Source organism: Curtobacterium sp. MCPF17_003 (assembly GCF_003224385.1).
GTDB classification, from domain to species: domain Bacteria; phylum Actinomycetota; class Actinomycetes; order Actinomycetales; family Microbacteriaceae; genus Curtobacterium; species Curtobacterium flaccumfaciens.
Map to the genome: position 1 here is coordinate 10,777 of NZ_QKLC01000015.1, position 20,656 is coordinate 31,432.

Genomic DNA, 20,656 nt, shown 5'->3' on the forward strand with positions numbered 1-20,656 from the left:
GTCGGACTGGTCGTCGAGAGAGTCGGAGGCGGCGACCCCGGGCGGTGCTGATCCCGTGTGGGTCAGTCGCGCAGGGTCGCCCCGAATCGCTCGCCGGCACGTCGGACAGCGCCGTCACGGGCCTCGGTGGCCTCGGCAGCGGTCAGCGTGCGGTCCGTGGCACGGAAGCGCAGGGCGAACGTCAGGGACTTCTGTCCCTCGTCCACGCCGGAGCCCCGGTAGTCATCCACGAGCCGAGCATACTCCAACAGGTCCCCGGCGCCAGAGCGCACCGCATCCAGCACGTCACCGGCCGGCACGCCGACGTCGACGACGAGCGAGAGGTCCTGCGTGGCTGCCGGGTACGAGACGATCGGCGCGACCGCGACGAGTTCCGGGGCCGCGGCGACCAGCGCGTCGAGGTCGAGCTCGACGACCGCCACCACGCGGGGCAGGACGGCGGCCTCGGCCAGTTCGGGCAGGAGCTCTCCGGCGACGCCCACGACCGTGCCGTCGACGAGCAGCGACGCGGCACGGCCCGGGTGCAGTGACGGGTGGGTCGTCTGCGCGACGGTGAGTTCGACACCGACGGCCCAGGCGACCTGGCGGGCCGCGTCGATCGCGTCGGCGATGCCGAACGGTTCTGCCGTGGCGCCGGGCTGCTTGACGACCCGGTGGCCGGTGAGCAGTGCGGCGACGTGGAAGGGCTGGGCGGGCAGCGAGGCGTCCAACGCCTCGAGCGTTGCACGGTCGGGCCGGGCGGCGCCCGCCGGGACCTCGTCGGTGCCGAGCGTCACGCCCGTCACCGGCAGGAACACCCGGGACGTCTCGTAGAGCGCGACGTCGACGAGCCCACGCGACACGTTGCGACGGGCGGCGTCGACCAGGGCCGGCACGCCACTGCGGCGCAGGAGGTTCTGCTCGCTGTCCAGGGCGTTGGCGAGCACGACGCTCGGTCCGCCCTGCGGGTCGATCCCCGGGTAGGCGTCCTGCGTGGCCGCCGACACGAACGGTGCCGTGACGACCTCGGTCAGGCCCGCCGCGGCCAGCGCCGAGGCGACCCGGCGACGAGCCTGCTGGTGCCGGGTCAGGCCCCGACCGGGCGGAGCGACCGGCAGCACGCTCGGGATCCGGTCGTAGCCGACGATGCGCGCGACCTCTTCGACGAGGGTGGTGTCGTCGGTCAGGTCGGGACGCCAGGTGGGCGGGGTGACCGCGAGCTGCTCGCCGTCGGCCTCGACCCTGGCGCCGACCGCACGGAGCGTGTCGATGACCTCGGCGTCGGTGTACTCGACACCGACGAGCTCGGCCGGACGCGAGAGCCGCATCGTCACGGTCGCCCTCGGCTCGCTGTCGACGAGCGTCGACCCGAGGGCGTCCGCGGTGCCGCCGGCGAGCTCGACGAGGAGCTCGACGGCACGGTTCGCCGCAGCCTCGGCCACCTGCGGGTCGACCCCACGCTCGAAGCGCCGGGATGCCTCGCTGGGGAGCTTGTGGCGACGAGCGGTGCGGGCGATGGAGACCTGGTCGAACCCGGCGGCCTCGATCAGGACGTCGGTCGTGCTCGCCGAGATCTCGGTGCGGGCTCCGCCCATGACGCCGGCGAGGCCGACGGGACCGTCGTCGTCCGTGATGACGAGGTCTTCGCGGTCGAGCTTCCGGACGGTGCCATCGAGGGTCTCGAGCGTCTCGCCGGCGGTCGCGCGGCGTACGCCGAGGCCGCCCGCGATGGTCTGCAGGTCGTAGCCGTGCAGCGGCTGACCGAGCTCGAACATGACGTAGTTCGTGATGTCGACGGGGAGTGAGATGGAGCGCACGCCAGCCAGGGAGAGGCGCGACACCATCCAGGACGGTGTCTTCGCGGTGGGGTCGATCCCGCGGACGACACGGGTGACGAACGTCGACGCTCCGACACGACCCCGGATCGGGCCCTGGTCGTCGATCGTGACCCGGAAGCCCTCGGCCGAACGCGGTGCGACGCGGTCGACGGGGTCGTGGAAGCTGGCTCCGGTGGCGTGCGCGTACTCACGGGCGACCCCGCGCATGCTGAGCACGTAGCCGCGGTCCGGCGTGACGTTGATCTCGACCGCGGCGTCGTCGAGGCCGAGGAGCGCGATGGCGTCGGCGCCGACGGTGGGATCCATGCCGAGGTCGGCGAAGCGCAGGATGCCGTCGTGCTCGTCGCCCAGCCCGAGCTCGCGGGCCGAGGCGATCATGCCGTCGGACACGTGCCCGTAGGTCTTGCGGGCGGCGATCGGGAACGGCCCGGGCAGGACTGCGCCGGGCAGCGTGACCACGACGAGGTCGCCGACGTCGAAGTTGTGGGCGCCGCAGACGATGCCTCGGGGCTCGGCCTCGCCGACGTCCACCTGGCACCAGTTGATGGTCTTGCCGTTCTTCTGCGGCTCGGGGACGCGCTCGAGGACCCGACCGACCACGATGGGTCCGGTCAGGTCGAAGGTGTGGACGTCCTCTTCCTCGAAGCCGACCGACACGAGCGCCGAGTGGACGTGCTCGAGGGTGACGTCCTCGGGGAGGTCGACCGACTCACCGAGCCAACGGAGTGGGACGCGCATCAGACCACCGTTCCGAACTGCTGCGAGAAGCGGATGTCGCCCTCGAGGAAGTCACGCATGTCGTTCAGGCCGTTGCGGAACTGCAGTGTCCGCTCGATGCCCATGCCGAACGCGAAGCCCTGGTACTCGTCCGGGTCGATGCCGGCGGCACGCAGGACGTTGGGGTTCACCATGCCGCAGCCACCCCACTCGACCCACCGCGCGCCACCCTTGGCGTTCGGCTGCCAGACGTCCATCTCGGCGCTGGGCTCGGTGAACGGGAAGTAGTTCGGGCGGAGCCGGATCTGCGCCTCGGCGCCGAACATCTGCCGGGCGAAGTGCTCGAGCGTGCCGCGCAGGTGCGCCATCGTCAGGCCCTTGTCGATCGCGATGCCCTCGACCTGGGTGAAGACCGGCAGGTGCGTGGCGTCGAGCTCGTCGGCCCGGTAGACGCGACCCGGCGCGATGACGTACAGCGGGAGGTCACGCGACAGCAGCGACCGCACCTGCACCGGCGAGGTGTGGGTGCGCATGACCAGGTGCCGGTCGACCGGCTCGACGAAGATCGTGTCCGCCATGGCCCGGGCCGGGTGGTCCTGGTCGAAGTTCAGCGCGTCGAAGTTGAACCACTCGTGCTCGAGCTCGGGGCCTTCTGCCACCTCCCACCCCATGCCGACGAAGATGTCGGCGACGGCTTCGTTCAGCAGCGAGAGCGGGTGGCGGGAGCCGGTGGCTCGGTGGACCGGCAACGCGGTGACGTCGACGCGCTCGGCTTCGAGCCGTGCGCGCTCCTCGGCCACCGCGAGGACGGATTCCTGCTCGGCGATCGCTGCGTTCACCCGCCCGCGGGCCTGCCCGACGAGCTTGCCCGCCGCGGCCTTCTGCTCCGGCGGCACACTGCGCATCGATGCGTTCATCCGCGCCAACGGTGACTGCTCACCGATGTGCGCGGCCCTGGCCTGCTTCAGTTCGGCGACCGTCGTCGTGGCACGGACGGCAGCGAGGGCCGCGTCCACCGCGTCGGCGACGGCCGATTCGCTGATCTCGAGAGGTTCTGACACGAGACCCAAGCCTACCGGCCGTCGGGATACCACCCGCCTGCACCGAGCGGACGGTGGATGGCCGACGCCGGCTACCGGCCTGGGGAGGGAGGAGCGTCAGCTCCGGAGCGCGAAGGCCGACTCGTACAGGCACACCGACGCGGCCGTGGCGAGGTTCATCGACTCCGCCTGCCCGTAGATCGGCACCTTGACGGCCCGGTCGACGAGGGCCAGGTCGTCGGCGGTGAGTCCGCGGGCCTCGTTGCCGAAGACCCACGCGGTCGGTCCGTCGAGCATCCCCTCGGCGCGGACCACCGGCAGGTCGTCGCCGGAGACGTCCGCCGCGAGCACCGTGTACCCGAGGGCCTTCGCACGCTCGATCGTGTCCGCCAGGGTCACGCCGACGGACACCGGCACGTGGAACAGCGACCCGGTCGTCGACCGGACGACCTTCGGGTTGTACGGGTCGACCGAGCGTCCGGTCAGCACCACCGCGTCGGCGCCGGCCGCGTCGGCGGCCCGGATGATCGTGCCGGCGTTCCCCGGGTCCCGCACCTCTTCGAGGATGGCGACCAGTCCGGGCAGCGCGGCCTGGTCGTCGGACGCACCACGGGCCTCCGGGTCGGCGGCGGCCGCAGCGCGGTCCGGGAAGACGTCCTTCACGGACGTTGGGAACTGCTGGCACACCGCCACCACGCCCTGCGGTGTGACCGTGTCGGCCATCGCGTCGAGCACCTGCTCGGTCACGAACCAGGTGTCCACCGGCGCGTCGTCGAGCCCGTGGCGGGCAGCGGCGGTCGGGGTCACGTAGAGCTCGCGCAGGAGCTCCGGGGCGTACTCCAGCGCTTCACGGACCGCTTGGGGCCCTTCCAGCAGGAACAGGCCGGTCTCGGCCCGGACGTCCTTCTTGGCCAGGGCCGCAACGGCCTTCACGCGTCCGGCACGGGGGTTCTCGAGGAGATCGCTCACGACCCAAGTCTAGGAACGACGAAACCCCCGCCGTGCGGCGGGGGTTTCGCGAGCAGAAGAACTGACTACGCAGCCTTCGGGGCCGAGGTGTCGGCCGGGAGGGCCTTCTTCGCGGTCTCGACGAGCGCGGTGAAGGTCTCGGGGTTGTTCACCGCGAGGTCGGCGAGGATGCGACGGTCGACCTCGACGCCGGCCAGGTTGAGGCCCTGGATGAGGCGGTTGTAGGTCAGGCCGTTCGCACGGGACGCAGCGTTGATGCGCTGGATCCAGAGGCGACGGAACTCGCCCTTCTTCGCGTGACGGTCGCGGTACGCGTAGACGAGGGAGTGGGTGACCTGCTCCTTGGCCTTGCGGTACAGGCGCGAACGCTGGCCGCGGTAGCCCTCGGCGCGTTCGAGGATGACGCGGCGCTTCTTGGCGGCGTTGACCGCTCTCTTTACTCGTGCCATTGCACTATTCCTTTACGATCTGCGGGGCTCAGTGGCCGAGGAGCTTCTTGACGTTCTTCGCGTCACCCTTGGAGAGGACCTGGTCCTCGTTCAGGCGGGCCTTGCGCTTGGAGCTCTTGACCTCGAGGTTGTGACGCATACCGGCCTGCTGCTTCATGATCTTGCCGGTACCGGTGACCTTGAAGCGCTTCTTCGACCCGGAGTGGGTCTTCTGCTTGGGCATGGTGGTGCCTTTCCGTGGGATGGATGGGGGGCCGCGTCGTTGCGGGGTCGGTCCGGGGACCTATTCGGCCGCGGCGTCCGTGGATTCCGCAGCTGCCTCGGACGTGGAACCGGCCTCGGCCTCGTCCTTGCCCTTCGCGGCGTGCTCGGTGGCACGACGCTCGGCCTTCTGTGCAGCACGCTTGGCGTTCTGCTCGCCCTTGACGTCGGACTTGTTCTTGAGCGGGGCGATGATCATCGTCATGTTGCGCCCGTCCTGGGTCGGACGCGACTCGACGACGCCGAACTCGGCGATCTCTTCCGCGAACTTCTGGAGGAGACGGACACCCTGCTCCGGACGCGACTGCTCGCGGCCACGGAAGAGGATCATCGCCTTCACCTTGTCGCCGCCGAGGAGGAACCCCTCGGCGCGCTTGCGCTTCGTCTCGTAGTCGTGCACGTCGATCTTCAGGCGGAAACGGACCTCTTTCAGGTCCGTGTTCACCTGGTTGCGACGAGCTTCCTTGGCCTTCTGAGCGGCCTCGTACTTGAACTTGCCGTAGTCCATGATCTTGGCCACGGGCGGCTTCGAGTTCGGCGCGACCTCGACCAGATCCAGTTCGGCTTCCTGCGCGAGACGCAGTGCCATGGCGATCGGGACAACGCCGACCTGCTCACCCTGCGGACCGACGAGTCGGACTTCGGGAACGCGGATTCGGTCGTTGGTACGGGGATCGGTGATGCGGAGCTCCTTCAATCAGGTGGTGGCCGTCCGGGGCGTTTGCCCTGGACGACAGCACGAGAGAGGAGATCTGACGCACGGGATGTCGACCCGTTCGGCAGCCGCCCTGCATCGGATCCGTGGGATCCGACCGACGAGCACAACACGTGCACTCGCGGAGCGGTGGTGACCCGGTAGCCTGGTGGAACGCGGCCGCGGGTGGGAGAGACTCCTCTTTCGTGACACCGTCCGGGTGTTGTCGAGGATCTTGACGTCAGAGAACTGATGTCGAGGGAACTGACGGCACACGGACAGCATCTGCCGCGAGCAAGCCTAGCAGAGGAGCACCGTGAGCGACACCCCGATCGACGACACCGGCATCGACGCCGCCAGGGACATCGCGGAGGTGCCGGCGGTCGAACTCATCAACACCGTTGCGGTGCACCTGCTCAGTGCCGCGGCCGTGAAGGTCGGCCTGGCCGACGACCCGCAGGAACAGACCGACCTGGACGAGGCGCGGAAGCTCATCACCGCGCTGGCCGGCCTGGTCACCGCCGCCGCGACCGAGATCGGCGACCACCACGCCCGCCCGCTCCGCGACGGACTGCGGTCACTGCAGCTCGCCTTCCGCGAGGCGTCGGCGATACCGGACGCGATCGGTGCCGGACCGGGCGAGAAGTACACGGGTCCCGTCAACTAGACGACGTCACCCGATGACGGACGGGAGGCCCGTGGCGGTGTCGCCACGGGCCTCCCGTCCGTTCGTGGGTCGCGCTCAGGACCCGCTGTCGCCGACCAGGCGCGCGACGGCCGCGAGCGGGATCCCGACCCAGTCGGGTCGGTTGCGGGTCTCGTAGACGACCTCGTAGACCGCCTTGTCGAGCTCGAAGGCGTCGAGCAGTGCGCTGTGGGCGGCGAGGTCCGCGCCGGTGCCCTGCTGGTAGCCCTCGAGGAAGCGTGCGCGCGCCTCGGCTGCCCAGGAGGCGGCGTCGACCGGCTCGGCATCGTGCGCCAGCGCACCCGCGACGTAGTCGAACGAGCGCAGCATGCCCGCGACGTCGCGAAGGGTGACGTCCGGCAGCGAGCGTTCGTCGAGGGGGCGGAGCGGTTCGCCCTCGAAGTCGAGGAAGACCCACCCGCGGGGTTCCGGTGCCGACAGGACCTGTCCGAGGTGCAGGTCACCGTGGATGCGCTGCAGGTCCGGCCACGCGGTGTCAGCGGCACGGGCGTAGACGGCGCGGATGGCGTCGGCGTGCTCGGCGACGGCCGGGGCCTCGCGGGCGGCGGTGTCAAGTCGGGCGTGCATCGTCGCGACGGCGACGTCCCGTCGGGACGCGTCCGCCGGTTCCGTCGGCAGCGCTCCCGCCAGGGTGCGGTGCACGTCGGCGAGCGCGGTGCCGAGCTGCTCCGCGCGGTCACCGAACGGGGTGCCGGCCTGCGCCTCCTGCAGGGCGACGCGCCAGGCGTCGTCGAGCCCGGGCAGGAACTCCTGGGCGAAGGCGAGGTGACCCGTCGCCGTGCCGTCCGGGCGTCCGACGTCGGGCCAGTCGGCGCGGAGGGCACCGTAGACCCGCGGCACGCGCGTGCTGCCCGCCGCCGTGAGGGCGAGCTGCGTGGTCACGTCCGGGTTGTCGCCGTGGTGCAGCACGCGGAAGACCTTGATGATGACGCGGTCGCCCGACTCGGTGTCGCAGATGACCGAGGTGTTGGACTGCTCACCCGTCAGGACCCGGGCCGCGGTGACCCGGCCGATCGGGCTGAGGCTGTCCGGTGCCGCGTCGATGCGTGCGGCGAGCGCCGAGACCCATGCGAGGTCGGTGGTGGCGTCGACGATCGCGCCGTCGGGGCCGCTGGTGATCGGCGACTGGTAGAGGACGGGGACCGCGGGGGCCTCGTCGAGCACCAGCCGGGTCCCGTCGTCGGTGGAGATCGTCCGGAGGCGTGGCACGGACCCCTTCGAGGCGTACCAGCGGCGGTCGGCGATCCAGGACTCGAGGTCGCGGTCGCTCGGCGTGCTGGTGTCGGGGGCCGTGGTGCCGGGGGCGCTGGGTGCTCCGTCGCTCATGCAGCGGAACCTACGCGCCGGGGCCTGGCGAGGTGCCGAGTCCTCCACAGGACGCGCTGGCGAACGCTCCGTCCACGGAAGCCCGCTGCCCCCGGTCTGACACGGGCGCGTCGGACGACACTTGCGGCATGCCCCGATCCGCTGCCGCTCCTCCCCCCGCCGCTGACGCTGCACGTGCGCTCCCCGATCCCCGCCGGACCTGGCGGATCCTCGACGACCGCAGGCTCCCCGCACTCGAGCCGTTCGCCGCCGACGTGCGCCGTCACGATGCGGTGACGGTGCGCGAGACGGTGTGGGACTCCGACGACCGGGTGCTCGCCGCCGAGGGTGTCGTGCTCACACGGTTGCCGGACGGCGCCTGGACGATCGACCGGGGTGGGGACGGGATCGACCCGGAACCGCTCGGGAGCGCGTCCGACGATCCCCCACGGGACGCCGTCGAGGTGTTCCTGCGTGGTCGTCCCCTGCGGGTGGTCCTGGTCCGTGACACCGCCACGACGCTCGTGACCCTCCGCGGCGGCGACGGCCGGGTGCGGGCCGAGGTCGCCGACGTGCGCGTGGACGACGGCGACCCGGACACCACCGTGCTGCGGTCGTCGCGGTGGTGGGCCCTGACGGACGACGGACGCGACGGCGCCACGGCACGAGCGGCCGAACGAGCCCTGCACGACGCGGCGACCGATCCGGTGGACGTCGCGTCGGTTCCGCTCCCCCGAGGCCCGGAGCCCACCCCGGAGCGACGACGCGGCCGAGCGAAGCGCCCCCGGCCGGACACCGCCGCCGGGTTCGTCCTGCGGGTGCTCGATGCTCTGCGGCGTGACCTCGTCGCGGCGGATCCCCGTGTACGAGCCGACGGGCCCGAGGCCGTGCACGACCTGCGGAAGGTGCTGCGTCGCCTGCGCAGTGTGCTCGCGGCGTTCCGCGGCGCGCTCGACCGTCAGGCGACGGAGGAGCTCCGTGCCGCCCTGGCCCAGACCGGGCGGATCGCCGGGACCGCTCGCGACGCCGAGGTGCTGCACGCCGGCCTGTCGCGGTCGGCCGCACGAGCCCCCGCCGGGTACGTGGACGCCGAGACCCTGGACCGCATCGGTTCGGAGACCGCGGGACGTCGCAGCGTCGCTGCGGCCGAACTCCGGCGAGCGCTGCGCTCCGACGCCTGGTTCCGGACACTCGACGCCCTCGACGACCTGCTGCTGCGGGCACCGGCCGGGCCGCACGCGGACGACGACGCAGCCGCGTTCGTCACCAGGCGCATCCGGCACGAGCGGGCCCGCGTCGGTCGGCTGCTGGGTGATCCCAGCGATGACCTCGACACCCTGCACGAGGTCCGGAAGGCCGCGCGCCGGTTGCGCTACGCACTGCAGGCGGCCGGTGACCTGCCCGACGTGGGGAAGCGGCGACTCGGACGGCTGCGACGGGTGCAGGAGACCCTGGGCGAGACGCTCGACGCCGCACACGCAGCCGATGCGTACCGACGACTGGCCGCTGTGGCAGCGCAGCACGGCGAGGACACGTTCGGGTACGGCGTCCTGGCGACGACCGAGCAGGCGGCCGGCACGCAGGGCCTGCACCGATCGCGGAAGCTGCTCGCCCGGCTCTGACCGGATGCGAGAATCGGGCCGTGCCGCACTACTTCGAGGACCTCGCTGCCGGACAGACCTTCACCACGCCGGGGCGCACCATCACCGAGGCGGACGTGGTGTCGTTCGCCTCGTGGACGAACGACAACAACCAGGTGCACACGGACGTCGAGTTCGCGGGGAAGACCCGGTACGGGCAGCGGATCGTGCACGGGTTGCTCGGCACCTCGCTGTGCCTCGGGCTCATCGCGCGCACGGGCGTGTTCGAGGGGTCCGCGGTGGCACTGCTCGGGATCGACCAGTGGCGCTTCACCGAGCCGGTGTTCATCGGGGACACCGTGACCTGCACCGTCGAGGTCCTGGGCACCCGGCTGACGAGTTCGGGCAGGACCGGGATCGTCGAGCGAGCGGTGGCACTGCGGAACCAGCACGGCGTGGTCGTCCAGCAGGGACGGATGGACGTCATGGTGCTCACCCGCGGCGCCGCGATCGACTGAGCGACCGCTCGACGAGAGCCCCGCAGAACCTGCTCCGCGCAATCCTGACTCCCTCTTTACAACGATGTACCAGCACGGGAGCATGGACGCATGAGCACGCTCGACGGCACCGTGGCCGCACCTGACTCCGCTTCCGCCCCCGGCCTCCCCCTCGCTTCGCGGCAGGACGGCACGTACCCCCGGCCGCAGATGCTCCGCACCGCGTGGGCCGACCTCGACGGCACGTGGTCGTTCCGGAGCGACGGCGACGACCCCGCGTGGCACACCGGCTTCACCGACGCACGGGACATCGTCGTCCCGTTCCCGCCCGAGTCCCCGGCCTCGGGCATCGACGAGCCCGGCTTCCACCCCGTGGTCTGGTACTCCCGTGCGATCACCCGCTCCGAGCTCGACGCCGCCGGGTTCGGCGACGGCGCCCCTCGACTCGTCCTGCACTTCGGCGCCGTCGACCACCGCGCCCGCGTCTGGATCGACGGGCAGTTCATCGGCGGACACGAGGGCGGCCACACTCCGTTCTCCTTCGACGTCACCGAAGCGCTGGCCACCGACCCCGACGCCGTGCACACCCTGGTGGTCCGCGCCGAGGACGACCCGCACGACCTGACCCAGCCGCGCGGCAAGCAGGACTGGCACGAGGACCCGCACGCGATCTGGTACCGCCGGACCACCGGGATCTGGCAGACGGTCTGGCTCGAGGCCGTGCCGACCGCCTCGATCGCGTCCCTGCGCTGGACGAACGTCGACCACGCGACCATGCGACTGACGGTCCGGCTCGACGGTCACCGCACCGGCGGCGAGCGCCTGCGCGTCGAGGCCCGCTGGGACGACCGCGACGAGCACCTCGCCACGATCGAGACCACCGTCGGCGAGACCGGCGACGAGTTCGACGTGGTCGTGCCGATCGCGCGGCAGACGAACGGGCAGGCCGAGGACGAGCTGCACTGGACGCCGGACACGCCCCGGCTGATCGACGCCACGGTCGCACTGCTGCCGCGCTCCGGCGACGGCACGACAGCGAGCACCGGCGCGCTCGACGCCGTCGCCAGCTACTTCGGGATCCGGACGGTCGGGGTCGACGGCGGCGCGTTCCTGCTCAACGGCCGACGCCACGACGTCCGCAGCGTCCTGAACCAGGGCTACTGGCCCGAGTCCCACATCGCCGCCCCGTCCCGCCAGGCACTCCGCCGCGAGGTCGAACTCATCAAGGAGCTCGGCTTCAACGCGGCCCGCAACCACCAGAAGATCGAGGACCCGCGGTTCCTGTACTGGGCCGACCGACTCGGGCTCATGGTGTGGGGTGAGGCTCCCGGCGCCTACGCGTTCTCTCCCCGCGCCGTGCAGCGTCTGGTGCGCGAGTGGATGGACGCCGTCGAGCGTGACGCCTCGCACCCGTCGATCGTCACGTGGGTGCCCGCCAACGAGAGCTGGGGCGTGCAGCACATCGCCACCGACCCGGCCCAGCAGGCCTACGCACGGGCCCTCGCCGACGTCACGCGGGCGTTGGACCCGACGCGTCCGGTGATCTCGAACGACGGGTGGGAGCACACGAACTCCGACATCGTCACGATCCACGACTACGAGGGCGACGGACCCCGGCTCGCGGCGACCTACGCGGACGAGACCGCTCGGGCCCGACTCCTCGGTGGCATCGGCCCGGCGGATCGCCGCATCCTGGTCGGCGGCGCCGAGGACCTCGGCCAGCCGGTCATGCTCACCGAGTTCGGGGGCGTGAACTACCAGCCGGGCGTCCAGCGCGAGGACGGCTGGGGCTACACGTCGGCCAGTGACGGCGACGACTGGGTCGCCCGCATCACCGCGCTGTACGACGCGATCCGTGCGAGCTCGTTCCTCGCCGGGTCCTGCTACACGCAGCTCACCGACACCATGCAGGAGACGAACGGCCTGCTCAACGCAGACCGGTCCCCGAAGGTGCCGATCGAGCAGATCCGTCGCGCGGTCACGGGGCGCTAGCCGGGAGGCCCGCACTCCGTGAGCAGCAATGGTCGGGTCCGGCAGACGGATCCGACCATTGCTGCTCCCGAAGCACACCGGTCACGTCGCGGCGGACGCGTGACGGCCCGCGATGCGGGGCGCGGCCCGCGGTCTGGGAGGATCGGGCGGGTGACGAACGTGGCGGAAGCGAGCCGGGCCTCCAGGCGGGGGTTCCGCAGCCTGCTGACCGGACGACGCAGCGCCTGGACCGCACCGCTGCTGATCTGGGCGGCCTCGCGGGTGGTCAGCACCGTGCTGCTGGCGACCGTGTACCTGCTGGCGACCGCGAACGGCTGGCCGTTCGCCTCGTACCGGCAGGATCCCTCGTTCTTCACGTTCTCGGGCTCGTGGGACGCCTCGTTCTACCGGATCATCGCCGAGCACGGGTACCCGGCGACGCTGCCGACCGATGACTCCGGGCACGTCCTGCCGAACGCGTGGGCGTTCCTGCCCGTGTTCCCCGCGGTGGTGCGGGTCGTGATGACGCTGACCGGAGCGTCGTTCTGGGTCGCCGGGGTCGTGGTGGCGTCGATCGCCGGGGCGGGTGCCTGCGTGCTGCTGTACCGGCTGGTGCTCGCCGTCGGGTGCTCGCACCGAGCCCGCTGGGCGACGGCCCTGTTCGCGTTCGCACCGACGGGGTTCCTGCTGCAGGTCGCCTACGCGGAGAGCCTGCTGCTCGTGCTGCTGTTCGGCGCGCTGCTCGCGCTGGTCGGGCGACGGTACTGGCTGATCGCCCCGCTCGGTGTCGTGGCGGCGTTCACGAAGCCCGGGGTCCTCGCGCTGGCGCTGGCACTGGCCGTGCACCTGGTCCTGCGGTGGGTGGCGTGGCGCCGACAGCAGGACGCGTTCCCGTGGCGCGACCGGATCGCGATCGTGGTGACCGGCCTGGTCGTCGCGGCTGCGGGACTGGCGTGGCCCGTCATCGCGACGGCCGTGACGGGGCGACCGAACGCGTACCTGGACACCGAGTTGTCGTGGTGGGTGGGGTTCGTCGGCCGCCGGCACTTCGCGCCGCTGACGCCGTGGTTCACGATGGCGTCGACGTGGCTCGGGCCGCTCGGCATCGGACTCGTCGTGGTGGTGCTCGCCGGCGCGGTGTGGTTCTTCTCGCGCAGGAGCACCAGGGCCCTGGGCACCGACGTGCTCGCGTTCACGGCGTCCTACGGGCTGTACCTGGTGGCGGTGTTCCTGCCGCAGCAGTCGTTGCCGCGGTTGCTCATGCCGGCGGCGCCGTTGCTCGGGTCGGACGTGTTCGTGGGGACGCGGCGGCGGGCGGTGACGTGGCTGGTCGTCGGGGTGTGCCTGCAGCCGGTCGCGATCGTGCTGCTGTGGTTCCTCGGGTACCCGTGAGCGGTGCTGGTCGTCGGCTCTGCAAGACACCGGTGTTCGCCGGTTGAACACGCGCAGACCGCGGTGCGACGCGCGAACGCGGGTGTTTTGCGGGCCGCGACAGCGCTACGCGTCGAAGGTGTGGAACCAGGCCGATCCGCCGGGGTGCTGCACCGTGATCATCTCGTCGAGGTCTCGGTAGGGGCCGTCCTGGTTGTGGCTCGCCGACTTGATGCGGATGGTGCCGTCGGGCTCGGTGAAGACCTCGGACACGATGGTGGTGTGGTCGGGTGAGCCGTTGGCGTTCCAGTCGAAGAACACGATGTCGCCGACCTTCACCTTGTCGCGCTCGTCCGACGAACGCCGGGTGAGCCCGAACTCGCCCGCGTTGTCCGCGAGCCAGGGGTCCATCGTCGGGCAGTAGGTCCACGTCGCGCTGTGCTCGGCACCGGCCGCCCGGTTGTACCAGTCCGACCGCTGCTCCCACCCACGGGCGATGAGCGTCTGGCTGACGTAGTTCGCGCAGTCGCCGCCGATGGGGTTCATCGTGCCGTACTCGGCGAGGTTGTAGTCCTTCCAGTACCGCATCGCGTAGGCGAGCTGCCGGTCGACGTCGGTCAGTGCGGCGTAGGCGAGGGTGGTCGAGGCGACAGCGCTGCCCGCAGCGGGCGTCGCGGCGGCGGTCGGCCTCGGCGATGCGGTCGCGGTGTCCTGGGTGGCGCCGCTCTGCCCGTCGTTCGCGGCGCTGCCGTTGCCGTCCGAGGACTGGTTCGCCGACGGGGTGGGTTCGATCGCGGACGTGAAGAGTGCGACGTCGGCGTCGCCGGCGGTGTACATCGCCTGGTGCGGGGCCGTGAAGGTCACCTTCGACGCGGTGGCCTGCACGTCACGCGCCGCGACACCGCCGACGGTGACGCCCTTGACGGCGGCGAGTCCGGTCCCCGTCACGGTGACCGTGACGCCACCGGCGAGCGGGACCTGTGCCGGAGCGAGGGCCTTCGCGACGGGTTTCGCCGTCGTCGTCGACGTGTCGTCCCCACCACGGGAGCTCCCGCGCCCGCCGACCGACCCATTGCCCTTGTCACTGCCGGAGGAGCACGCCGCGACGGCGAGCCCGATCCCGGCGACGCCGGCGAGGGACAGGAGTGCGCGGCGGTTCATCGAGGCAGTCATGACACGACCAGCGTAAGCGACACCTCCGTCGTTCCGACACGGCATGATCGTCTTCGGGGGCGAGCGTCCTCCGTGTCCCAGCGGACCCGTTCGGAAGGAACACACACATGCCCGAGAGCCACGACTTCTTCGTCGCGACCGACCCCGAGACCGCCCGTGCACAGGTGCGCGAGGCCCTGTCCCGCGAGGGCTACACCGTCGACGACGCCGAGCAGGGTGCACTCCGTGCGACCCGCGGCAGCCTCGGCCTGACGCTGCTCATCGGCGGCATGGCGAACGACCGCACCTTCCACACCCGCCTGGACGTCCAGATCATGATCGCCCCGGACGGCCGCACCGTCGCCCGACTGCTGCGCGGCTCCGGCAAGTCCGCGATCAAGGGCGGAGCGCTCGGCATCTCGCGTGGCAACCGCGCCTTCGAGCAGGCCGCGAACGCGATCCACACCACCTTCGCGCAGTCCGGCGTGCTGACCGAGAGCATCGCGGGCTGACGCTCGGGGCGTCGAGGCTCCCGTCGGCGCGCTGACGGACCGGGGGGCCGGTGCCAGCCGTCGTCAGGCCTCTCGTCCTTCAGGAGGTCGCGTCAGCACGCCCGACGGACAGCCCGACGACGGCAGAACGGCCCGGAACCTGTGGGTTCCGGGCCGTTCGTGTTGCTACCTGGTGGAGCTAAGGGGATTCGAACCCCTGACCTTCTCATTGCGAACGAGACGCGCTACCAACTGCGCCATAGCCCCAAGTGCTCGATCACATTAGCACCCTCGGTCGGCCCAGCCGAAATCGCCGGTGGCCCGTCGGGCGTGCCGCGGGTCAGACCGCGCGGCGCCGCCGCATGATCGCGTCGAGGTCGGCCTGCTGGTAGGCGTCGTCGTCGAGGACTCCCATGCCGGCCCACTTGCTCGGCGGACCGGCGGGAGCAGCGGGTTCGTCGGCAGCGGGAGCAGCGGTCACAGAACCAGCGGCAGCAGCGGGTGCCCGCAGCCCGAGCCGCTCGGCCAGACGACCCTGGTCGTGCGCGGACAGCGATGCCGCAGCTTCCTCGAGCTCGGGTCGCATCCGCGAAACCCGCGCCAGCGAGGGGTCGGACTCCCCCGCGCGGATCGCCGCCGCTTCGGCCTCGGCTTCCGCCTTGGCCGCGGCGACGCGCTCCTTCAACCGGGCAGCGAGTTCCGCCGACGACTCGGGCGATGCAGCCGGTGCTGTCGGCCGCTCCACGTAGAGGGGCTTGGGCACGTGGTTCGGGGTCCACGAGCGATCCGCAGCGGGCGCGGCGGGTTGCTCGGTCGACAGGGGCGGGGCCGGGTCCGTCCAGGCGGTGGACGGCCGGGAGGCGCGGGTCGCGCCCGTCTCGCCGGCCGCGAGACGCTGCTTCCGCGCCGTCGCCACCTGGTGCAGCTGGGCCAGGACCGCGGCGGACCCACCGGCGGCGACGAGTCCGGCGACACCGACGAGCCAGAGCGACGGTGCCGCGACGAAGACCACGAGGGCCACGACGATGCCGAGCGTGCCGAACAGGGTCGCCCCGAGCCGGGAACGGCGCATGCGCATCGCGGTCAGGGCCGGCACGGCGGACGCCCGCTCGAGCACCGGGGCCTGCTCGGCCAGGCGGCGGGTGATCTCACGCTGCCGCGCTGCCTCGTGGGCTCGGACGATGGCGGTGCGCTTGGCCTCTTCGGACCGGGCGACGCGCTGCGCCTGGGCGAGGGACTTCGCGTTCATCTCGATGCGGACCTCGTCCGGCAGCTCGGCGGTCTGCGCGAGGATCCGCAGGGTCTGCTGCAGCCGGATGGCGTTCCGCTCCGTGGCCAGGTACTGGCGGCGGGCGGCCCACGACGGCATCAGGTAGACGAGCCAGAGGACGGCCGCGACGAGCAGGACGATGCCGCCACCCCACGAGCCGATTCCTGCCATGCGAACACGGTAGGGGCGGCGGTTCCCGCGCCGCGTCATTGCCGGACGCGTGTTGCGCGTGTCGGGGCGGAATCTGCGGAAGGCGAGCCGCGCCTCCAGGCCGTCAGAGGCGGCCCGTCAGATGCGGGGCGTCGTGTCCAGCGGCATCGCCGCCTCGTCGCGTGCGGCGAGCGGCACGGTGCCCACCCCGGGAGGCACCTGCCCCTGGACCCAGCGCTCGAGGACGCCGCCGCGGACCTCTTCCGCCACCAGCGCGAAGCAGAAGTGGTCGCGCCAGTCCCCGTTGATGTGGATGTACCGGCGACGGAGTCCCTCGTACCGGAAGCCGAGCTTCTCGACGACGCGCAGGCTCGGAGCGTTCTCCGGCCGGATGCAGATCTCGATCCGGTGCACGCCGAGCGACCGGAAGCAGTGGTCGACCGCGAGGGCGACCGAGATCGGCGTCACGTTGTGGCCGGCGGCGTCCTCGACGACCCAGTAGCCGATGGAGGCACTCGCGAGCGAGCCGTAGGAGATGCCGGAGACGTTGAGCTGACCGACGAAGCGGCCGTCGAGCTCCATCGCGAACGGGAGCCCGAGTCCCGCGCGGGCGTTGGCCTGGAGCGCGCGGATGCTGCCCCGGACGTCGGTCGAGACGTGTCCGGAGGGGTTCGTGGCCTCCCAGGTGCGGAGCCACGAGCGGTTCGTCGCGAGTGCCGCGTCGAGGTCGCGGGTGTCGCGGAGCCGGAGGGGCCGGATGGTGACCCGCCCGTGGGACAGGGTCGGGATCGTCGTCATCGCTGGGTTCCTCCGGGGTCCCGCCGCTGTGCGGGACGGGGTGTCCCGCCCGGGTCCGTGATCTGACGGACCCGAGCGGGATGGCCGACTATTCGCCCGCGTTGAACTCCTTCAGCCACGACTTGAGGTCGGGGCCGAGGTCATCGCGGTCCGAGGCGAGCTGCACGATCGCCTTGATGTAGTCGAGTTTGTCACCGGTGTCGTACCGGCGTCCACGGAACACGACGCCGTACACGCCGCCGGTCCACTCTTCGGCGCTCGCCATCTTCATGAGCGCGTCGGTCAGCTGGATCTCGCCGCCCTTGCCCGGCTCCTGCTTCTCGAGGACGTCGAAGACCTCGGGACGGATGACGTAGCGGCCGATGATGGCCAGGTTCGAGGGCGCCTCGCCCTGCGGGGGCTTCTCGACGAGCCCGGTGATCTTCACCACGTCGTCGGTGTCGGTCGGCTCGACCGTGGCGATGCCGTACAGGTGGGTCTGCGACTCGGGGACCTCGAGCAGGGCCACGATGGTGGCGTTCTTCTCGCCCTGGACCTCGATCATGCGCTGGAGCAGCGGGTCGCGGGCGTCGATGATGTCGTCACCGAGGAGCACGGCGAACGGCTCGCGGCCGACGTGCATCTTCGCGCGGAGCACGGCGTGGCCGAGGCCGAGCGGGTCGCCCTGCCGCACGTAGTGCATGTCGGCGAGGTCCGTCGACTGGTTCACCTTCTGCAGCTTCTCGTGGTCGCCCTTCTTGCGGAGGGTCTCCTCGAGCTCCGACACGTGGTCGAAGTGGTTCTCGAGCGCGTTCTTGTTGCGCCCGGTGATCATCAGCACGTCGGTCAGCCCGGCACCGACAGCCTCTTCCACCACGTACTGGATGGCCGGCTTGTCGACGACCGGGAGCATCTCCTTCGGCATCGCCTTGGTCGCGGGGAGGAAGCGGGTACCCAGCCCTGCGGCCGGGATCACCGCCTTCGAAATCTGGAAGCCCATGGTCAGACCGTATCCGATCCCCCTTTCGAGGGCATGTCGTCGCTCCGGGGGACACGAGACTCCGCGGGTTCCCGGCGGGAAGCCGCAACCGTACCCCCTCGGTAGACTCCTGCGCATGATCGCCGATCTCGGGAACGAGAAGCGCGCCCTGCGAGCCGAGCTCCGGCAGCGGCGGCGCACCCGGACCACGACCGAACGCGACGCGGACACCCAGACCCTGACCGCGACCCTGCAGCGCTTCGTCGAGGAACGCCAGGTGACGTCCCTCGCCCTGTACCTGTCCGCACCGGACGAGCCGAACGTCCGCCCGTTCCTGAACTGGGCGTTCGGGCAGGGGATCCGCGTGCTGCTGCCCGTCACCCGCGAGGACGGGCTGCTCGACTGGGCCGTGGGCGACGGCGAGAGCGAGACCGAGAGCCTGCTCGGCCTGCCCGAGGTGGTCGGCGAGGTCCTGTCCCCGCTCGCGATCAACGACGTCGACGCGATCCTCGCCCCGGCGGCGGCGGTCGGGCACGACGGCGTCCGCATGGGCTGGGGACGCGGCTACTACGACAAGACCCTAGGGTCCATGGCGAACCGTCCGCCCGTCTATGCTGTGATCTTCGACGCGGAGTACCTCGACGAGGTCCCGCGCGAACCCCACGACGAACCCGTCGACGGCATCATCACGCCGTCGCGCATCATCACGTTCCGGAGCTGACGTGCCCACCTACTCGTACCGTTGCACCGAGTGCGACAACGCGTTCGACATCAAGCAGTCCTTCTCCGACGCCACCCTGACGGAGTGCCCGGTCTGCGGCGGCGTCCTGCGGAAGGTGTTCTCTCCCGTCGGCGTGACCTTCAACGGTGGCGGCTTCTACCGCACCGACTCGCGCCCGGCCCCGAAGTCCGAGGGCTCGTCGAGCACCCCCGCGAAGTCCGAGCCGAAGAAGTCCGAGCCGGCGGGGAAGACCGAGTCGAAGCCCAGCAGCTCGAAGCCCGCCGCGTCCTGACGGGGTCCGCGCTCTCCGGATAGCTTGGGGCGCGTCGCCACTCGGCGGCCGTCCTCGACCCGGAAGGAGACCCTCGCATGAAGGGCTTCAAGGAGTTCCTGCTCCGCGGCAACGTCATCGACCTGGCCGTCGCAGTCGTCATCGGTGCGGCGTTCACCGCGATCGTCACCACGATCGTCAACGCCCTGATCAACCCGCTCATCGGTGCGGTGTTCAACGCGTCGAGCCTCGACGAGGCGCTGGTCGTCGCGATCCCCACGTTCTCCGGCGGTGACGCAGAACTGAAGTTCGGCGCGATCATCGGCGCCGTCCTGAACTTCGTCATCGTCGCCGCCGTCGTGTACTTCGCGCTCGTCGTGCCCGTCAACCACCTGAAGAAGGCGGCGTTCGAGCGCGTCCAGAACGACGAGCAGCAGACCCCGCAGGACGTGCCCCCGACCGACGTCGAGGTGCTGCTCGAGATCCGCGACCTGCTCCGCCCGCAGACCGGCGGCGCCGCGAGCACGGGGGCGCACATCGCCCCTTCGAACGCTCCAGAGGGGCCCGGCATCGGCGGCTCGACGAAGCTCTAGCCCCGGGGCCGCCGCAGGACACCGGTGTTCGTGCGCCGCACACCCGCAAACCGCGGTGCGCAGCGCGAACACCGGTGTTTGCGGAGACGGGCGCCCGCGTCAGGCGGCGGGGACCGCGCGGCGCTTCGCGAACATCGCGACGGCGTACTGGGCACCGGCGAGCACGTGGCCCGCGGTGCCGAGGTACACGAACACCAGGGCCACGACCCGGACCCAGGGTGCGTTCTCGTCGACGGTGTGCACCGCGGAGAACAGCAGCACCGGCAGCCCGACGAACAGCAGGGCCGAGCGGATCTTGCCCGTCCACGTGACGTCGAGGTCCGGGTTGCCGTGGAACAGCACGCTCGACAGGACGACGAGCACCAGGTCGACGAGCACGACGACGGCCACCACCCACCAGGGCAGCAGGCCGACGAGCACCAGGGACAGCACGATCGCGATGATCGCCAGGCGGTCGGCGACGGGGTCGATCGCTTTGCCGAGCTTGGACCCCTGGTCGAACTTCCGGGCGATGAAGCCGTCGGCCCAGTCGCTCACGCCGATCACGACGAGGGTGACGAGCGCCCACCCGGGGTGCCCGGCGACGACGAGGCCGATGAACACCGGGATCAGCACGAGGCGGAACAGCGTGATCAGGTTCGGCCAGGTCTGCCAGTCGGGGCGCTGCCGCGCGGTCTCAGTCATCACGGGCCAGGCTACCGGTTACCAATGTGGGGGGACGTCGCGCCGGAGCTGGTCGTCGTTCTCACCGTCGCGGTGCCGCGCCGGTTCCGGCGGTGGCGCCGGGTCGTAGCCCGCCACCGGCTGGGTGGTGACTCGTCTGCGGCGCCGCACCGGGCCTCCGGACAGATCGTCCGTCTCGCCTCCGTGGGCGG

Annotated in this window: 21 protein-coding genes and 1 tRNA gene; 9 read left to right on the forward strand and 13 right to left on the reverse strand. The window is 71.3% G+C overall.

All coding sequences use genetic code 11. The annotated features are described in order from the left end of the window. Positions 1-62 precede the first annotated feature (62 nt). From pheT to infC, 6 genes are all read right to left on the reverse strand, one after another. Positions 63-2,555: a phenylalanine--tRNA ligase subunit beta gene (gene pheT, locus DEJ30_RS14120; protein WP_110862357.1), complete on the reverse strand. Its 2,493-nt coding sequence runs from the start codon at positions 2,553-2,555 to the stop codon at positions 63-65. Further along, entirely contained in the window at positions 2,555-3,595 is a 1,041-nt protein-coding gene (gene pheS, locus DEJ30_RS14125) for a phenylalanine--tRNA ligase subunit alpha (protein ID WP_110862358.1), read from the reverse strand. Before pheS ends, pheT begins: the two co-directional genes overlap by 1 nt. A 96-nt stretch (positions 3,596-3,691) precedes the next feature. Next, positions 3,692-4,543: an RNA methyltransferase gene (locus tag DEJ30_RS14130; RefSeq protein WP_110862359.1), complete on the reverse strand. Its 852-nt coding sequence runs from the start codon at positions 4,541-4,543 to the stop codon at positions 3,692-3,694. Positions 4,544-4,608: 65 nt separating this feature from the next. Continuing rightward, a complete protein-coding gene (rplT, locus tag DEJ30_RS14135; protein ID WP_017887975.1) occupies positions 4,609-4,992 on the reverse strand; it encodes a 50S ribosomal protein L20 in 384 nt (127 codons plus the stop codon). Between the two features lie 28 nt (positions 4,993-5,020). After that, positions 5,021-5,215 carry a 50S ribosomal protein L35 gene (rpmI, locus tag DEJ30_RS14140; protein WP_017887976.1) on the reverse strand — a complete coding sequence of 65 codons (195 nt, stop codon included), beginning with the start codon at positions 5,213-5,215 and terminating at the stop codon, positions 5,021-5,023. A 60-nt stretch (positions 5,216-5,275) separates the two neighbouring features. After that, positions 5,276-5,950: a translation initiation factor IF-3 gene (infC, locus tag DEJ30_RS14145; protein WP_081827403.1), complete on the reverse strand. Its 675-nt coding sequence runs from the start codon at positions 5,948-5,950 to the stop codon at positions 5,276-5,278. Between the two features lie 313 nt (positions 5,951-6,263). Between infC and DEJ30_RS14150 the strand changes: the two genes are divergently transcribed. Next, positions 6,264-6,614: a DUF1844 domain-containing protein gene (locus DEJ30_RS14150; RefSeq protein ID WP_110862360.1), complete on the forward strand. Its 351-nt coding sequence runs from the start codon at positions 6,264-6,266 to the stop codon at positions 6,612-6,614. A 75-nt stretch (positions 6,615-6,689) separates the two neighbouring features. Here the strand turns inward: DEJ30_RS14150 and DEJ30_RS14155 are convergent, their stop codons facing one another. Next, on the reverse strand, positions 6,690-7,979 hold the full coding sequence (locus DEJ30_RS14155) for a phosphotransferase (protein WP_110862361.1): 1,290 nt from the start codon (positions 7,977-7,979) through the stop codon (positions 6,690-6,692). 128 nt (positions 7,980-8,107) lie between these two features. Here DEJ30_RS14155 and DEJ30_RS14160 point away from each other — a divergent pair, with 128 nt between their 5' ends. The 4 genes from DEJ30_RS14160 to DEJ30_RS14175 all read left to right on the forward strand — a co-directional run bounded on the left by DEJ30_RS14160 (position 8,108) and on the right by DEJ30_RS14175 (position 13,398). Further along, positions 8,108-9,580 carry a CHAD domain-containing protein gene (locus DEJ30_RS14160; protein ID WP_110862362.1) on the forward strand — a complete coding sequence of 491 codons (1,473 nt, stop codon included), beginning with the start codon at positions 8,108-8,110 and terminating at the stop codon, positions 9,578-9,580. Positions 9,581-9,600: 20 nt separating this feature from the next. Further along, positions 9,601-10,056 carry a MaoC/PaaZ C-terminal domain-containing protein gene (locus DEJ30_RS14165; protein WP_110862363.1) on the forward strand — a complete coding sequence of 152 codons (456 nt, stop codon included), beginning with the start codon at positions 9,601-9,603 and terminating at the stop codon, positions 10,054-10,056. 90 nt (positions 10,057-10,146) lie between these two features. Next, positions 10,147-12,027, forward strand: a complete 1,881-nt coding sequence (locus DEJ30_RS14170) for a glycoside hydrolase family 2 protein (RefSeq protein ID WP_110862364.1) — start codon at positions 10,147-10,149, stop codon at positions 12,025-12,027. 150 nt (positions 12,028-12,177) lie between these two features. Then, positions 12,178-13,398 carry a hypothetical protein gene (locus DEJ30_RS14175; RefSeq protein ID WP_181420148.1) on the forward strand — a complete coding sequence of 407 codons (1,221 nt, stop codon included), beginning with the start codon at positions 12,178-12,180 and terminating at the stop codon, positions 13,396-13,398. Between the two features lie 105 nt (positions 13,399-13,503). On the opposite strand, the gene DEJ30_RS14180 is transcribed toward DEJ30_RS14175, so the two are convergent. After that, positions 13,504-14,550 carry an amidase domain-containing protein gene (locus DEJ30_RS14180; RefSeq protein ID WP_181420149.1) on the reverse strand — a complete coding sequence of 349 codons (1,047 nt, stop codon included), beginning with the start codon at positions 14,548-14,550 and terminating at the stop codon, positions 13,504-13,506. A 107-nt stretch (positions 14,551-14,657) separates the two neighbouring features. Between DEJ30_RS14180 and DEJ30_RS14185 the strand changes: the two genes are divergently transcribed. After that, positions 14,658-15,041, forward strand: a complete 384-nt coding sequence (locus DEJ30_RS14185; protein ID WP_071405149.1) for a hypothetical protein — start codon at positions 14,658-14,660, stop codon at positions 15,039-15,041. 170 nt (positions 15,042-15,211) lie between these two features. Here DEJ30_RS14185 and DEJ30_RS14190 read toward each other — a convergent pair. The 4 genes from DEJ30_RS14190 to galU form a co-directional block, all read right to left on the reverse strand. Then, a tRNA-Ala gene (locus DEJ30_RS14190) sits at positions 15,212-15,287 on the reverse strand. Positions 15,288-15,360: 73 nt separating this feature from the next. Beyond that, positions 15,361-16,461: a hypothetical protein gene (locus DEJ30_RS14195; protein WP_110862365.1), complete on the reverse strand. Its 1,101-nt coding sequence runs from the start codon at positions 16,459-16,461 to the stop codon at positions 15,361-15,363. A gap of 117 nt (positions 16,462-16,578) precedes the next feature. Continuing rightward, positions 16,579-17,238, reverse strand: coding sequence for a GNAT family N-acetyltransferase (locus tag DEJ30_RS14200; RefSeq protein ID WP_017887986.1), 660 nt, complete (start codon positions 17,236-17,238; stop codon positions 16,579-16,581). A gap of 88 nt (positions 17,239-17,326) precedes the next feature. Further along, positions 17,327-18,217, reverse strand: a complete 891-nt coding sequence (gene galU / locus DEJ30_RS14205; protein WP_027466560.1) for a UTP--glucose-1-phosphate uridylyltransferase GalU — start codon at positions 18,215-18,217, stop codon at positions 17,327-17,329. Positions 18,218-18,332: 115 nt separating this feature from the next. Between galU and DEJ30_RS14210 the strand changes: the two genes are divergently transcribed. The 3 genes from DEJ30_RS14210 to mscL all read left to right on the forward strand — a co-directional run bounded on the left by DEJ30_RS14210 (position 18,333) and on the right by mscL (position 19,781). Further along, a complete protein-coding gene (locus DEJ30_RS14210) occupies positions 18,333-18,917 on the forward strand; it encodes a 5-formyltetrahydrofolate cyclo-ligase (RefSeq protein ID WP_071244110.1) in 585 nt (194 codons plus the stop codon). 1 nt (position 18,918) lies between these two features. Next, positions 18,919-19,209 carry an FmdB family zinc ribbon protein gene (locus tag DEJ30_RS14215; protein ID WP_110862366.1) on the forward strand — a complete coding sequence of 97 codons (291 nt, stop codon included), beginning with the start codon at positions 18,919-18,921 and terminating at the stop codon, positions 19,207-19,209. Positions 19,210-19,286: 77 nt separating this feature from the next. After that, positions 19,287-19,781 (forward strand): large conductance mechanosensitive channel protein MscL, encoded by a 495-nt coding sequence (gene mscL, locus DEJ30_RS14220; protein WP_110862367.1) that lies wholly within the window; start codon positions 19,287-19,289, stop codon positions 19,779-19,781. A 99-nt stretch (positions 19,782-19,880) separates the two neighbouring features. Here the strand turns inward: mscL and DEJ30_RS14225 are convergent, their stop codons facing one another. Continuing rightward, positions 19,881-20,465, reverse strand: coding sequence for a CDP-alcohol phosphatidyltransferase family protein (locus DEJ30_RS14225; protein ID WP_110862368.1), 585 nt, complete (start codon positions 20,463-20,465; stop codon positions 19,881-19,883). Positions 20,466-20,656 lie beyond the last annotated feature (191 nt).